The following is a 15,493-nucleotide window of genomic DNA, read 5'->3' as shown; positions in this document are numbered from 1 at the left end:
TGTAAAAAAAATAGAAGGTTCGAAAGTCGAAATACTCAATTAATTTTGTGTTATAATAAGTGCAAATCTACTTATAGAGGTGTTACATAATGAATCAAGACACACTGGCCCTATTTAAAACGTTAACAGAACTTCCTGGAGCACCAGGTAATGAACGTGCTGTTCGTAATTTTATGCGTTCAGAATTAGAAAAGTATTCCGATGAAATTATTCAGGACAATTTAGGGGGCATTTTTGGCGTACGTCAAGCAAAGGACGAAAATGCACCGAAAATTTTAGTAGCGGGGCATATGGATGAAGTAGCGTTCATGGTTACTTCCATCACTGACAATGGAATGATTCGCTTCCAAACTCTTGGTGGCTGGTGGAACCAGGTAATGTTGGCACAACGTGTGACAGTCTATACTAAAGAACGTGAAATTCCAGGGGTCATTGCATCAATTCCTCCACATTTATTAACAGATGCGGAGCGTTCGAAACCAATGGATATTAAAAATATGCTGATTGATATCGGAGCAGATTCAAAAGAAGATGCGATAAAATTAGGTGTACGTCCAGGTCAATCAATTATTCCTGTATGTCCATTTACATCGATGGCAAACCCCAAAAAAATTATGGCAAAAGCTTGGGATAATCGTTACGGTTGTGGATTGGCAATCGAGCTTTTAAAGGAGCTTCATGGAACAGAAGTGAACAGCCATATCTATTCGGGTGCAAATGTCATGGAAGAAGTAGGTTTACGCGGAGCGGCAGTTTCTGCAAATATGATTAAGCCGGACTTGTTCTTTGCATTAGATGCATCGCCAGCGAATGATACATCCGGTGATAAAAATGAGTTCGGACAATTGGGTAACGGTCCGTTATTACGCATTTTTGACCGTTCAATGGTGACTCACCGAGGGATGCGCGAATTTGTATTGGATACAGCCGAAACAAATAAAATTCCTTACCAATATTTCGTATCTCCAGGTGGTACGGATGCAGGTCGAGTGCATACGCAAAATGATGGTATCCCTTCTGCTGTAATTGGAATTTGTTCCCGCTATATTCATACATCTGCTTCCATTATTCATGTGGATGATTATGCAGCGGCAAAAGAGTTGCTTGTTAAGTTAGTTCAATCGGCAGACCGTTCCACAATTGATTCAATACGTGCAAACGTATAAAAAAATAGAAGAATATATTATAATACAAGGATGTGAAATAATTGCATCCTTGTTTTTTTGTGAAAATGACGAGATAGGCAATCTACATAAGGAAAAGGATTTTAAGAACTTTTTCCTAAATTGATTAACTTGGAGATGAAAAGATGAAAGTAGCAGTCGGAACGAAAAATAAAGCGAAAGTCGGCGCTGTCGAAGTAATTGTCAAACAGTTCTTCCCAGAAGCTACAGTGGAAAGTATAGATGTACCTTCTGATGTATCAGTTCAACCTTTTTCAAACGAAGAAACGAGGCAAGGTGCCATTAATCGCGCACGCAATGCAATGATGAAAACAAATGCCGATATAACATTTGGTCTTGAAGGCGGGGTTGATGAGATAGAAGGGACAATGTATTGCTGTAACTGGGGAGCTGTAAATTTAAAGGACGGAACGGTCATTGCCAGCTCTGGTGCACAATTTGCATTGCCTGAAGAAATCGCACGGGAGCTTCGGGTAGGGATGGAACTTGGACCTGTCATGGACGTCTATACTAATATCGAAAATATTCGTCAACATCAAGGTGCAGTAGGCATCTTTACACATAATTTAATCGATCGTAAAGCAATGTTTGAACATATCGTAAAGCTATTGGTTGGACAAGTATTATTCAAAATGAGCAAAGAACAGAAAGAAGAAATGTAAATCATTTTCGTTGCTTTGCAAGTTGGAAAATTATTATGATACGTTAGAAAGTATGAAAGTGAGGGGAAACTATGAGTCGTAAATGGATACAGGCAGCTATACTTATCGCAATAGTTGCTGTATTAACTGCGTGTTCACAATCAGCTGAGGAACAAGCTTTAGCTGGAATGGAGAATGCCGAAACGGTGTTTGGTAGTGAACCAAAAGAAGTGAATAAATCGATTGGACATATAGAGCTGTACTTACCGGCAGGATATAGTATTGAAAAAGGAATTGATGATTTAAATTATACAATTCTAAATGGTAAAGATTCTTATATTTTATTTGTAAACGAAAATGAAACAAGTGATAGTCAGCTGCATTATGATATTTTCAAGAGTGAGAGCACAGGTAAAATTGTACAGGAAAAAACATTTCAATCAGATGGTCTATTTGGCTTTGCGGGAGTTGTAGAGCAATCTGAAGAGAAATATGAACTCATTGCAAATTTAGGCGGCGTTAAATTATCTACGATTTCCGAAGACAAAAAGTTGGATATCAAAATTCAAGAAATGATGGAAATTGTAAAGACGGTCAACGTTATTGAATAACTGAAGCATTGAGCAAAGTATTCGTATTGCTTTTTTGCTACAATAGTGAAGTAGATGAAACGGTTCACATTTGTGGGCCGTTTTTGATTAGATAAAGGAGTGGTTGAATGGATTCGAAACAATTAGTGGCTGAACTGAAAACTAAATTGGGTGAGGCTAACTTTACATTCACATTCGATGAGAAGCATGATAAATTGCGTCTGGATCACAAAAAAATCGGTAAAGGAATGGATATTTTTTTACCGGAAATAGTGACGAAGTACAAAACGAAGAAGCATCAGGCAATTGATGAAGTTGTTTATACAATTGAACAAACTTTTTTAGCAATGGAACGAGAAGAGGAACAAGGATTTGGAGGATTGGCTTCTGTATATCCGATAATTCGTTCCACATCCTTCCCCAAAAAATCAAATGATGGTCATGCCTTTGTTATGACTAGCCACACTGCAGAAACTCGTATTTATTATGCGCTTGATTTAGGGACAACTTATCGTTTAATTGATGAATCAATGTTGCCCAAATTAAGTGTTACAGAGGAGCAGATCCGTGAAGCTGCCCGTTTTTCTGTAAAAAAATTACCTACTTCTGTTAAACGTGATGAAGTTTCAGGCAATATCTATTATTTTTTAAATCAGAATGATGGGTATGATGCGAGCCGTATATTAAACGAAAGCTTTTTAAAGGAAATGGAAAGTCAAATTGAAGGAGAAATGACAGTATCTGTACCACACCAGGATGTATTAATTATTGGTGATATTCGAAATGAAGTAGGGTATGATGTATTAGCGCAGATGACAATGCATTTCTTTACAGTTGGCGCGGTTCCGATTACGAGCTTGTCATTTGTATATGAAAACGGTCATTTAGAACCAATATTTATTTTAGCAAAAAACAAAGTGAAAAAGGAGCAAGACGAAAAATGAAAGTAGCATACAACAAAGCACATGTAGGAGATGTCCTATTAGTTCAGTTAGCAACAGAATCCATTGTAAAAACAGAGGTTGAACGTGCTGGTGACGTAGCCATCTTAAAAGAAGAATCAACTGGAGAAATAAAAGCATTCAATCTTTTTAATGCTAGCAAATATTTAGAATTGGATGTAGCAGGCAATGTGGAAGTTACTCCTGAATTAGTTCAAAAAATAGAGGCAGCCTTAACGACTAATGGTGCAGAAATTTCTTTGGATGTAGATTTCTCCCCTAAATTCGTTGTAGGTTATGTAGAAGCGAAAGAAAAACACCCAAATGCTGATAAATTAAGTGTGTGTAAAGTAAATGTAGGTGACGAGACATTACAAATCGTATGTGGTGCACCAAATGTTGAAGCTGGCCAAAAAGTAGTAGTAGCAAAAGTTGGTGCAGTTATGCCTTCAGGATTATTAATTAAAGAGGGCAATTTACGTGGAGAAGATTCGTTTGGTATGCTTTGCTCTGCACGGGAACTAGCAATTCCAGGTGCTCCAGAGGTGAAAGGGATTTTAGTATTAGAGGATTCTGCTGAAGTAGGTAGTCCGTTCGAAATGCCTTCTCGTTAAATTAATCTAAAGTTAGTATGTTGAGCCTAGTCTCGCATACTAACTTTTTTTATGTTTAAAATTATTAGCGACAAAGCGCATTTATACAGCAAATATGATATGCTTTTGATGTGTGTAAATCTTATATACATATAAAGACCGTTTAAATAATGAAATTTGAATGGCAATGTTTTTAAGGAAAGTAGTGGTATTTTATGAGCTGGATTAAAAATAAATTTAATAAACTTTTTAAGATGGATTTAAATGAAGATTATGATGAACATGAGGGCTATACAAACACCGATTTAAATGAGCAACATAAGGTGCAACCCAATTACAATGAGCAGACAGATCGACCGAAAAATGCATTTCGATTCCCTTTAATAGAAGATGAATTTAAAGAAGCTGCACAAAAAGAAGAGCAACAACGCCAAACGACTAGCTTTTATGATGAAGATAATGAAAAGCTTTCATTGCCAAATTACTTGCAAAAATCTACTGCGGGTCGTGAAATCTACGATGTAGAAGTCTCAGGCATTGGAGAGCTGCTGGAGCGACGCCGTAAAGGAAAAGGGCATTCAAATGTCATACAGAAGAATGAGCCAGTACGCCGATTGCCGATTTTAAAAGAAGAGCGGGAAAATTTACGCAAAAAACCGTCGCTTGAAGAAAAACAAGTCAGCAACCAAGCTACGAAACCAATCGAATTGAGAAAACGCTTTATTCCTACGGATGTACCTTCGCCTGTACATGGATTTAAAAAGCCAACACCCATTGAAAAGCTAATCGAAAAACATCAAGATGCGGATGAGCAGCATAAAAATGATGAACCGTCATCATTAACAGTAAAGGTCGCACCGGAAAATAGTGAAGCGCTAAATCAATTCCCGGAGGCGGAGACAGCTGTTGAAAATCCCCTTGAATCGCAACATCACGAACTAGTTGAACAAAGTACAAGCGAAGAACCATTACGACAAAGTGAAGTTGTTGTGGAAAATGAAAATAGTAGTGAGAAAGAGCTTATTTTATTTGAAGTAGAAGAAGATGTTCTAGAACCACAAGAGTTCACTGAAGCACCAGATAATAAAGATTTATCCCCTCCTGTTATAGAGGTGGAAGAAGTTGAAGAAAAGAAAACAATTGAAGAGACACCTGCTGCAGATACTATGAATGATGTGCAGGTAAAACATGTAACAATTGAAAACTCAACAATTCATATAGGTCAATTAAATGTTGAGCAGGTTCCTTCGACAGACGATAATACTGTAATCGAGCAGAAGAGTGAAGAAACAGTAAAACCTGTAAGTACGGGAAGTCGTCTTCCATTCAATGTTGTGATGTTAAAATCAGATAAACAAAAGTTGCTTACAAAGAAATTTGTTGAGCAGCATTTAAGTCAACAGAAGCATATTGTTATAGAGTCGGAAGAAATAGATGAAGGTAATGAAGTGGTTAACGATCAAAATGAATTAATGGATTCTGAGATGACTATGACTACTACGTTTAACAAAGAAGTCACTACCATTCAACAATTGGATGATGTGCAGAATATTATTGATACAAACCCCTTAACACTATCTGATGGACAGGAACAAGAAGAACAATCTGAAACGATTATCTTACAACATGAGCCGGTACAAAAAGTTGAAGACAGTGGGGGACAGACAGAACCAATAAATGACCTGCCTTTGACTTCCGTAGGATTACTGGAACGAGATGAAAATGTGCAGCAACCAATGGAGGAAATACTTGAAGTAGCGGCTACTACAGAAGAAATTCAAGAATTACCTTCAATTGAAAATACTAGCGAGGAAGTTATAGAAACTCCTCCATTACCGAAACGAATTCCTTATGTAAAACCACCACTTGAGTATTTAGTGCCGCCAGAGGAAATGGTTGAAGACCGTGATTGGATGGACGAACAGGGAGAGAATTTAGTCGAAGCATTATCCCACTTCCAAATTCAGGCGCATATTGAGTCAATTGTGCAGGGACCTGCTGTAACACAGTTTGAAATTACGGTTGGGCAAGGAACGAAAGTAAGTAAAGTCCGGAATCTAACAGATGATATAAAGTTGGCGCTGGCTGCAAAAGATATTCGTATTGATGCACCAATTCCAGGGAAGCGCTCGATTGGCATTGAAATCCCAAACCGGATTTCCCGTTCAGTACGATTATCTGAAGTAACGGATTCAGCATCGTTTACAGATTCCGATTCGCCATTAGAGGCTGCTTTAGGATTGGATTTAACAGGTAAACCTGTAACAATCGATTTAAGGAAGATGCCTCATGGTCTTATTGCAGGTGCAACGGGCTCTGGTAAGTCGGTATGTATTAACTCGATTTTAGTTAGTTTGCTGTATAAAGCGAATCCTAATGAATTAAAACTAATGTTAATTGATCCCAAAATGGTTGAATTGGCACCATTTAATCATATTCCGCATTTAGTAAGTCCTGTTATAACGGATGTTAAAGCTGCTACGGCCGCGCTGAAATGGGCAGTTGAGGAAATGGAAAGACGATATCAGTTATTTATGCATAGCGGTGCACGTAAAATAGAAGCATATAATAAAATGTGTGACGCCAATGGAATGTATGCACAGAAGCTCCCATACTTGTTGATTGTAATAGATGAGTTGGCGGATTTAATGATGATGTCTCCACAAGATGTAGAAGATAGTATTGTTCGGATTACTCAAAAGGCCCGTGCTGCAGGGATTCATTTAATTGTCGCAACACAACGACCTTCTGTGGATGTCATTACAGGACTAATTAAATCCAATATCCCTACACGTATTGCCTTTTCAGTATCATCTCAAATTGACTCTCGTACGATTTTAGATACACAAGGCGCAGAACGCTTGCTAGGGCGCGGAGATATGTTATATTTAGGGAATGGAATGTCGGCTCCTACCCGAATTCAAGGTACATTTGTTACTGATGATGAAATAGAAGAAATTATTGAGTATGTACGTGAACAGGGAGAGCCACAATATATATTTAAGCAAGAAGAATTATTAAAACGCTCAGAAACAGTAGAGGACCAAGATGAATTGTTTGAAGAAGTATGCCGATTTGTATATGAACAAGGTTCAGCGTCGACATCTCTTTTACAACGTCGTTATCATATAGGCTACAATCGAGCGGCAAGACTAATAGACATGTTAGAGCGTCAGGGCTTTGTTTCTGAACCAAAAGGGAGCAAGCCGAGAGATGTATTTATAACTGAGGAAGATATAGTTGAGCAATTTGGCGGCTAAGGTACATGATAATTGAATGACAATAAAATTTGAATTGTCGTTCAATTATTGTTACGTATATTTAGTGCTATAATGTATGCATAACTTTGAAAACAACAAATTGATAATTTCAATGGGATCAATGTATCCTAGGAGGGTTTTAACAATAATGACACGCTATCATTTTACAGGTATTAAAGGTTCAGGAATGAGTTCACTTGCGCAAATTTTATTTGATGCTGGAGAGCAAGTACAGGGTTCTGATGTTGATACGTATTATTTTACAGAGCAACCTTTACGTGATCGAGGAATAGAAATTCTTACTTTTGATGAAAATAATATTAAAGAAGGCTTAACAATAATTGCAGGTAATGCATTTAATGATGACCATCCAGAATTGGTACGTGCACGTGAATTAGGTTTAGAGGTAATCCGTTACCATAAGTTTTTAGGAGAGTATAGTAATCGCTATACATCTATTGCTATTACTGGTGCGCACGGTAAAACATCAACAACTGGATTAATGAGTCATGTTGTAGGTGGCTATATGCCAACTTCTTATTTAATAGGTGATGGTACGGGTTCTGGTGCACAGGATGCATCGTACTTTGTAATGGAAGCATGCGAATACCGCCGACACTTTTTAGCCTATCATCCGGATTATGCAGTGATGACAAATATTGATTTTGATCACCCTGACTATTTTACGAGTATAGATGATGTTTATGACGCATTTCAGCAACTAGCTTTACAAGTAAATAAAGCAATCATTGCATGCGGAGATGATGAACAGCTTCAAAAAATTCAGGCAAATGTACCTGTTGTGTATTATGGTTTTGATTCAGCCAATGATTTTTCAGCCCGAAATATTGAGAAAACAACAGAAGGTACTAAGTTTGATGTATATGTTCGTAATGAGTTTTACAGTAAGTTCTTTATTCCACTATTTGGAGATCATACAATTTTAAACTCATTAGCGGTTATTTCGCTTTGTCATTATGAGGGTATCCCAGCAAATTTAATTCAGGAACGACTTAATACTTATGGTGGGGTAAAACGCCGCTTTACAGAAACAAAAATTGGCGACGTTGTTTTAGTGGACGATTATGCACACCATCCTACTGAAATTGCAGCAACTTTGCAATCCGCACGACAAAAATATCCGGAGCGTAATATTGTTGCGATATTCCAACCACATACATTTACTCGAACAAAAGCCTTTTTGCAAGATTTTGCGGATAGTTTAAGTGGGGCAGATAAGACATATTTATGTGATATATTTGGTTCTGCTCGTGAAAAACAAGGTGAACTTTCCATTGATGATTTAGCATGCCTAATCGAAGGGTGCACTGTATTGACTCTTGATACAATTCAAGATCTTAAAAAGCATGGAAATGCCGTATTCCTTTTCATGGGAGCGGGAGATGTTCATAAATATCAAGATGCTTTTGAAGCTATTTTGAAATAAAAAAAGAAAAGCAGCTTAACCTGGATTAGAGGATAAGCTGTTTTTCATACATAAATGATAGAACTAATAATTATAAAGGGTTTTATTAACTGATAGATTGGGAAATATGACAATATGGACAAAAGGCACATTCATTTTTGAGTGAAGTAAAAAAATATATCGTTGTAGTTATTTCACGAATGAAAAACTAATATTTCCTGTAGTTTTGGCGAAATATGTTTTTCAAAGAAAAGGATTGTCAGGTTTTTTGTCGAATGTTTAAATGGACTAGATATAGGAGGTAACATTATGGAAGTACTACTTTATATCGCTGCATTAGTAGCTGCAATCGGATTTTTAGTATTATGTGTAAGCATCGGTATGACACTGTTTTCTGTAAAGAATACATTAAATTCTATTGCCGGGACAGTTGCTGGAATTGAAGGGCAAATGGAAGGCATTACCCGTGAGACGACGAGCTTACTTACAAAAACAAATGCATTGGCTGATGATATTTCAGATAAGTCGGAGAAGTTAAATTCTGTAGTTCATGCAGTTAAAGGAGTAGGCGATTCTGTAAATAGTTTAAATTCTTCAGTACAACGTATTACTACATCAATTTCCACAGAAGTTCATAAAAATGAAGATAAAATTGCACAAGTCGTTCAGTGGAGTAATGTCGCAATGGGTATCGCAGATCAATGGCGTCAGCGCAAGCCAATTAACGATGAAGATGTAATTTATACGAGTACTAAAACAAATGAAACACCACCAAATATGAGTGCAAAATCAAAATTTGGGTTTTTGAAAAGGAATAATGGGTAAAATTATTTTAAAATGTCAAGGGGGAGTATTGTGATGGAAGAAAAACGAGTTAACTATCAACAGATTAATGATTCAATTTATGATGATGAAAAAATTCATGTAAAAGATTTTGTGATTGGCGCATTAGTTGGTGGAATAGTAGGGGTAGCCACTGCATTATTATTAGCTCCAAAAACAGGCAGTGAAATGCGTAACGATGTTGCTGTACAAGCTGTAACTTTGAAAGATAAAAGTATAGAGCTTTCAGGAACAGCAAAGGAAAAGACTGCTCAACTATCTACTCAATTAAAAGAACAATCTTCATCAATTGTTGAAAAAGTAAAAGGGAAAACAACAAAACAACCACCAGTATTTGACGATGGAACAGCATCTTCAGAAGGGGAAGAACCATTACCTTTAGACGAAGTAGATAAAGTAGATGATCCGAAATCTCAGGCAATAGCTGCTGAAAATGCAGATCCTGATACTTTAAATACAGATCCAGATCTTGCAAACTCTACACGTCATACTGATATGTAACCATGCGAAAGGCTTCCAATAAACATTGGAAGCCTTTTTATATTACTGACATTCAATTATTATTTAACTTCTGAGAGCTGAATTTCTAACTGGTCACCACCGAATATTTCCGCATCAAATGTAGAAGGCTGTCCATTTCGTAAAATCGTGAAAGAACCTTTAAATGTGGTAGGAAGCTGCCAAGTTGAAAAACGGAAAACATCCTGGTAAATCCACTTCCCCGTATCCTTTTCAATAATTTTAATCGTAGCACCATTTGGTACAGTTGAAGTACTTTGAACAACTTGACCATTGACGTAAAACTCCCGTGCTGTTTTGGCAAGTTCTACTTGTTCCTGTTGGAATGTGACAATCACTTTTTCCTCCAAAAGCAAATTTAAGGAAGCCGCTATTTGTTCTGCGGAAGGCAACTTAATTTGCTCAAAGGAAATTACATCCCCTGTTTGGATAGGATAATGAATTTTAGCAGGCTTTCCATTTATAAAAAGTTGCGAAGAAAACTCCGGTAAATAAACGGGTTTACCATCCAGATGAACACAATAAGAACTAAACTGTTGGAGATGTTTCGTATTATTCGTACTGCTAAAAGCATCTTCTACCGTTGCAATTGTTTGGACAACAATGACATCACGATCCTGTATAGGTGTATCCAATTTTACCGCTTTTTCATTTATTATTACTTTTGGCTCTATTATGTATTTTTCCTCACCAATAGTTATCTTTTTAACAGCTGCCTCATCAATAATGTCACGAACTGTGGCACATGCATCAGCACCGTCTTTTCCAGGAATAAGTTGAATTTTATCGCCATTTTTTATTTGTGTTTTAGTGGAAGCAATTTCCCCATTCAAAATTATTTGTGCAGGCTGTCCATGTTCTCCCGGTACAAATACATTTTGACCATTCACTGTAATAGATAAACCGTGACCTAATCTGCCGTACAACTGCTTTGCACGGATATTCGCGGCTAAAAAGGCATCGCCAACTGTCATTTCTTTTAATTCGAATAAACGAACCACTTGATCGTTTACTGTGATGGACATGTAATGAATCGGCGATTTTTGTGCTGCAATTGCAATGCCTATCGGTGTGACAAGTTCAGGTGTTGCTGGAATATGTTCTGCACGTGTTAAATTCTGAATAGCATTTACATCGCGAACTGCTACACGATTCGCAGGCAGATTCAATATTTTCCCAAGCTCTTCCGGAAGATGGGGGGTTAAGCTCCCGCCACCTACGAGCATAACCGCTTTAGGAGGAACATTATTATTTAAACGTAAAATTTCCTCACCAATAGATTTTGCTAGATTTTCAATTGCTGGATAAATAGCTTTTACGACTTCTGCACGTGGAATATATTCGTCAAATCCTAAAATATCCTGAATTAAAATCTCTTCATTTGTATGCATTTGGCGTTTTGTTATTTCAGCTATTGGGAAGTCCAATAAGTAGTGGTCACTTAAGCTTTCAGTAATTTCGTCGCCGGCAGTTGGTACCATTCCGTAAGCAACAACAGTACTTTTATCGGTAATTGCAATATCCGAAGTACCCGCACCAATATCAACGAGCGCCACATTCAACCGACGCATTGTTGGAGGAATGAGGACATTAATCGCTGCAATGGGCTCTAAAGTTAAAGCTTCCATTTCCAAATCCGCACGTTTTAAAGCAGCTAGAAGTGATTCAACAACTACACGCGGCAAGAATGTTGCGATAACTTCCACAGAAGCTTCATCACCTTGCTGATCAAGTAAGCTGCCAATTTCTTCGCCGTCTAAACGGAAATATAAAACGGAATAACCGACACAATAGTAATGATTGTTTTTTACATCTTCTTTATGCTGTAATAATTGCTGCTGGGCTTGTTGGACAGCTTGAAGTTCTAACCTATTAATATCTTCTTCAGTAAAAATTGGTCTATTTTTAATTGAGAGTGTGACAAGTGCTTGCTCCGTTTTTAATGCTCGACCCGCTGCTGCGACACTGACTTTTTTTAATGGCCCATGTGCTTCTTCTAACTTGATTTTAATCTCCTGTATTAGTTCTGCAACATACAGGACGTTATGTATTTGACCATCTACCATTGCACGTTCTTTATGTTCCTTCACTAAAATATCAGCGACATGATATTTATCTTCGTGTTGTTCTAAAATAATGCCAACAACTGAGCGCGTCCCGATATCAAGTGCAAACAATTTATTTGTCATATGATAACGCTTCCTTTCAATTTATTATTACAATATACTTTAGCGAGTTGAATCGCTAAATTAAAAAGACGTGACATTCTACAGTAGATTGATTATAATAAGTTTATTACTTAAAAATGTATCACACTTTTAAGTTATCTGAAAGAGTTGGATACGCAAAGAAGAGGGGTAGAGGAATATGAGTCAACAGGATTTAGAAAGCTTACGTAGTCAGATTGACAGCTTAAACTTAGAAATTTTACGGTTGGTTAACGAACGTGCAACCGTTGTAGAGGAAATAGGTAAAATAAAAGAGAAACAGGGCGTTAATCGCTATGACCCGCTTCGTGAGCGCCATATGCTTGATTTAATTAAAAAGAATAACAATGGTCCATTAAATCAGATGACGGTTGATTATATTTTTAAACAAATCTTCAAAACAGCATTAAAACAATTAGAAGCAGAAAAGAAAAAAGAATTACTAGTATCACGAAAAGAAAAGTCAGAAGATACTGTCATTAATATTAATGGTGAATTAGTTGGATCTGGAACACCTTCATTTGTATTTGGACCATGTGCAGTTGAGTCATATGAGCAAGTTGCTGCAGTAGCTGCCTCTATCCAGGAAAAAGGATTAAAATTAATTCGTGGCGGTGCATACAAGCCGCGTACGTCTCCATATGATTTCCAAGGTTTAGGATTAGATGGATTAAAAATATTAAAAGAAGTCTCAAAAGAATATGGTTTAGGAGTTATTACAGAAATCGTAACGCCTTCTGACTTGGAGCATGCACTGGACTATATCGATGTAATTCAAATCGGTGCCCGCAATATGCAAAACTTTGAGTTATTAAAAGCAGCAGGTTCAACAAATAAACCTGTCCTATTGAAACGTGGTTTGGCAGCGACAATCGATGAGTTCATCCATGCTGCAGAATATATTATGTCAAAAGGAAATGAAAATATTATTTTATGTGAACGTGGTATTCGTACATACGAAAAAGCAACACGTAACACTTTAGATATTTCAGCAGTTCCTATTTTAAAGCAAGAAACACATTTACCAGTCATGGTAGACGTAACGCATTCAACAGGACGTCGTGATTTACTGTTACCATGTTCTAAGGCTGCAATTGCTATTGGAGCAGACGGTGTCATGGCGGAAGTACATCCAGATCCATCAATTGCATTATCTGATCAACAACAGCAAATGGATATTCCTACTTTCAATGCATATTATGATGAAATTTTAAAATTCATGAAGCAATACGAAGTATCAAAATAATATTTGATAAAGGCTATGTTGAATTTATTCAACATAGCCTTTTTTGCGCTATATTTAATTGACTGTTGATGCGTATTAAATTACAATTTTTTCTAAATAGTATTATAAAGGGGAAGTTGTATGGAGCAAAAGATTGCATTAATTACAGGGGCTGCACAAGGAATTGGATATGAAATTGCGAAAGAGCTTTCAAACAATGGAGTTAAGGTCATAATTTCCGATAAAAATGAAGAAAGATTAAAACAGGCTGTTGAAGAACAGCCAAATTTAAGTTTTTTAGTATGTGATGTCAGTGACGAACTACAAATACAAGAAGCGATAGACGCTGTTATCTCCCAATTTGGTGCACTCCATATCGTTATAAACAATGCAGGCTTTCAACATGTCTCACTAATTGAGCAGTTTGATACGGAAATTTTTGAATTGATGCAGAAGGTGATGGTTGTCGCACCATTTATTTTTATGAAATATGCTTTGCCGATTATGAAACAACAAAAATTTGGCAGAATAATTAATATAGCCTCCATTAATGGTTTAGTCGGTTTTGCAGGAAAAGCCGGTTATAATACTGCAAAACATGGAGTGATCGGATTAACAAAAGTAGCAGCGCTAGAAACCGCTACAGATGGAATAACGGTCAATGCTATTTGTCCTGGCTATGTCGATACTGAACTTGTAAGAAATCAATTTGAAGATTTAGCGAAAACAAGAAATATAGCAGTTGAAGATGTATTAGAGCAAGTGCTGTATCCTTTAGTACCACAAAAGCGATTGATAAATGTTTCTGAAATAGCAGGATTGGTTGTATATTTATGTAGTGAGGCAGCAAAAGGCATGACAGGACAGGCAATTGTCCTAGATGGAGGTTATACAGTGCAGTAAAATAATTTTTTTGCAATATTTATAGCTAAAACTAGTTATTCACTAGGTTTTAGATTGAAAAAAGAAATGAAAATATTATATGATAAAACTATACATATTATTAGTCAATCTACTTTAAAAAATAAAACCGTATAACATGCTAAAGGGGGAGATTTTTTGACTGTCACAATTTATGATGTTGCGCGTGAAGCAAATGTTTCAATGGCAACAGTATCACGTGTGGTGAATGGAAATCAAAATGTTAAGCCAGCTACAAGAAAAAAAGTGCTGGAAGTGATTGAGCGTCTTGAATATCGTCCAAATGCAGTAGCACGTGGCTTAGCTAGTAAAAAAACAACATCAGTAGGTGTCATTATCCCTGACATTTCGAATAATTTAAATGCAGAGCTTGCACGTGGTATAGAAGATATTGCAACAATGTACCGCTATAATATTATTTTGGCAAACTCAGATCAGAATGAAGAAAAAGAGTTAACATTACTCGATACTATGCTAGGAAAGCAAGTAGATGGAATTGTCATGATGAGTGAGGAAGTAACGGAAACGCTCCAACGGGCAGTAGAGGCTTGTCCAGTCCCGATAGTTTTAGCTGGATCGATAAGTTCAACTGAAAAAGTTGCATCTGTGAATATCGATTACTACAAGGCAGCTTTGGAAGCAGTTCAAATGCTAATTGACAATGGTCATACGCGCATTGCTTTTGTTTCGGGTCCTTTACAATATACAGTTAATGGTGAACGCAAACTAGCAGCGTATAAGGATGCCCTACAAAAAGCAAATATTGCCATTGATGAAGTATTAATTGTTGCTGGGGATGGGTCATATGACGATGGTCTGGAAAGTTGGGTAAATTTAAGCGAACTTGAGAACCCACCTACCGCTATTTTTGTAGGTAATGATGAACTTGCAATTGGTTTAGTTCATGGAATTCAGGATAGCGGGAAAATGGTACCGGAAGATGTGGAAATTATTAGCTTCGAAAATTCCAAATTGGCTCGTATGGTACGCCCACAATTAACAAGTGTTGTATTGCCTTTATACGATATTGGGGCAGTTGCAATGCGTTTATTGACGAAGTATATGAATAAAGAAGAAGTCGATGATCAGCATGTCATCTTGCCACATCGAATAGAACAGCGTGATTCAAGTAAATAACAAAAA

13 protein-coding genes are annotated in these 15,493 nt (G+C 37.0%); 12 read left to right on the top strand and 1 reads right to left on the bottom strand.

The window, feature by feature from the left end; translation table 11 throughout:
• Nucleotides 1–89 precede the first annotated feature (89 nt).
• The 9 genes from MHH95_RS18125 (at nucleotide 90) to MHH95_RS18085 (ending at nucleotide 9,979) form a co-directional block, all read left to right on the top strand.
• Nucleotides 90–1,166, top strand: coding sequence for a M42 family metallopeptidase (locus tag MHH95_RS18125; protein ID WP_340728714.1), 1,077 nt, complete (start codon nucleotides 90–92; stop codon nucleotides 1,164–1,166).
• A 143-nt stretch (nucleotides 1,167–1,309) separates the two neighbouring features.
• The gene (locus tag MHH95_RS18120; RefSeq protein ID WP_339213487.1) at nucleotides 1,310–1,846 is read left to right on the top strand and encodes a DUF84 family protein; all 537 of its coding nucleotides are present in this window, start codon (nucleotides 1,310–1,312) and stop codon (nucleotides 1,844–1,846) included.
• Nucleotides 1,847–1,917: 71 nt separating this feature from the next.
• The gene (locus MHH95_RS18115) at nucleotides 1,918–2,436 is read left to right on the top strand and encodes a hypothetical protein (protein ID WP_340728713.1); all 519 of its coding nucleotides are present in this window, start codon (nucleotides 1,918–1,920) and stop codon (nucleotides 2,434–2,436) included.
• A 107-nt stretch (nucleotides 2,437–2,543) separates the two neighbouring features.
• Nucleotides 2,544–3,359: a DUF1444 domain-containing protein gene (locus tag MHH95_RS18110; protein WP_340728712.1), complete on the top strand. Its 816-nt coding sequence runs from the start codon at nucleotides 2,544–2,546 to the stop codon at nucleotides 3,357–3,359.
• Nucleotides 3,356–3,970, top strand: a complete 615-nt coding sequence (gene ytpR, locus MHH95_RS18105; RefSeq protein WP_191700616.1) for a YtpR family tRNA-binding protein — start codon at nucleotides 3,356–3,358, stop codon at nucleotides 3,968–3,970. The genes MHH95_RS18110 and ytpR overlap by 4 nt, the downstream gene beginning before the upstream one ends.
• Nucleotides 3,971–4,164: 194 nt before the next feature.
• Nucleotides 4,165–7,209, top strand: a complete 3,045-nt coding sequence (locus tag MHH95_RS18100; RefSeq protein WP_340728711.1) for a DNA translocase FtsK — start codon at nucleotides 4,165–4,167, stop codon at nucleotides 7,207–7,209.
• A gap of 148 nt (nucleotides 7,210–7,357) precedes the next feature.
• Complete coding sequence (murC, locus tag MHH95_RS18095) at nucleotides 7,358–8,656, top strand: UDP-N-acetylmuramate--L-alanine ligase (RefSeq protein ID WP_340728710.1); 1,299 nt, start codon at nucleotides 7,358–7,360, stop codon at nucleotides 8,654–8,656.
• Nucleotides 8,657–8,944: 288 nt separating this feature from the next.
• Nucleotides 8,945–9,460 (top strand): DUF948 domain-containing protein, encoded by a 516-nt coding sequence (locus tag MHH95_RS18090; protein ID WP_340728709.1) that lies wholly within the window; start codon nucleotides 8,945–8,947, stop codon nucleotides 9,458–9,460.
• Nucleotides 9,461–9,493: 33 nt separating this feature from the next.
• Nucleotides 9,494–9,979 carry a YtxH domain-containing protein gene (locus MHH95_RS18085; protein ID WP_191700612.1) on the top strand — a complete coding sequence of 162 codons (486 nt, stop codon included), beginning with the start codon at nucleotides 9,494–9,496 and terminating at the stop codon, nucleotides 9,977–9,979.
• A 59-nt stretch (nucleotides 9,980–10,038) separates the two neighbouring features.
• Here the strand turns inward: MHH95_RS18085 and MHH95_RS18080 are convergent, their stop codons facing one another.
• Nucleotides 10,039–12,186: a cell division FtsA domain-containing protein gene (locus MHH95_RS18080; RefSeq protein ID WP_340728708.1), complete on the bottom strand. Its 2,148-nt coding sequence runs from the start codon at nucleotides 12,184–12,186 to the stop codon at nucleotides 10,039–10,041.
• A 178-nt stretch (nucleotides 12,187–12,364) separates the two neighbouring features.
• Between MHH95_RS18080 and MHH95_RS18075 the strand changes: the two genes are divergently transcribed.
• From MHH95_RS18075 to ccpA, 3 genes are all read left to right on the top strand, one after another.
• The gene (locus tag MHH95_RS18075; protein WP_340728707.1) at nucleotides 12,365–13,450 is read left to right on the top strand and encodes a bifunctional 3-deoxy-7-phosphoheptulonate synthase/chorismate mutase; all 1,086 of its coding nucleotides are present in this window, start codon (nucleotides 12,365–12,367) and stop codon (nucleotides 13,448–13,450) included.
• Nucleotides 13,451–13,570: 120 nt separating this feature from the next.
• Nucleotides 13,571–14,332, top strand: a complete 762-nt coding sequence (locus MHH95_RS18070) for a 3-hydroxybutyrate dehydrogenase (RefSeq protein WP_340728706.1) — start codon at nucleotides 13,571–13,573, stop codon at nucleotides 14,330–14,332.
• Nucleotides 14,333–14,488: 156 nt separating this feature from the next.
• A complete protein-coding gene (gene ccpA, locus MHH95_RS18065; protein ID WP_340728705.1) occupies nucleotides 14,489–15,487 on the top strand; it encodes a catabolite control protein A in 999 nt (332 codons plus the stop codon).
• Nucleotides 15,488–15,493 lie beyond the last annotated feature (6 nt).

It is taken from the genome of Solibacillus sp. FSL K6-4121 (assembly GCF_038002585.1).
Taxonomy (GTDB): Bacteria; Bacillota; Bacilli; order Bacillales_A; family Planococcaceae; genus Solibacillus; species Solibacillus faecavium.
Note: the sequence above shows the minus strand (reverse complement) of the source record. Positions and strands in the feature narration are given on the sequence as shown.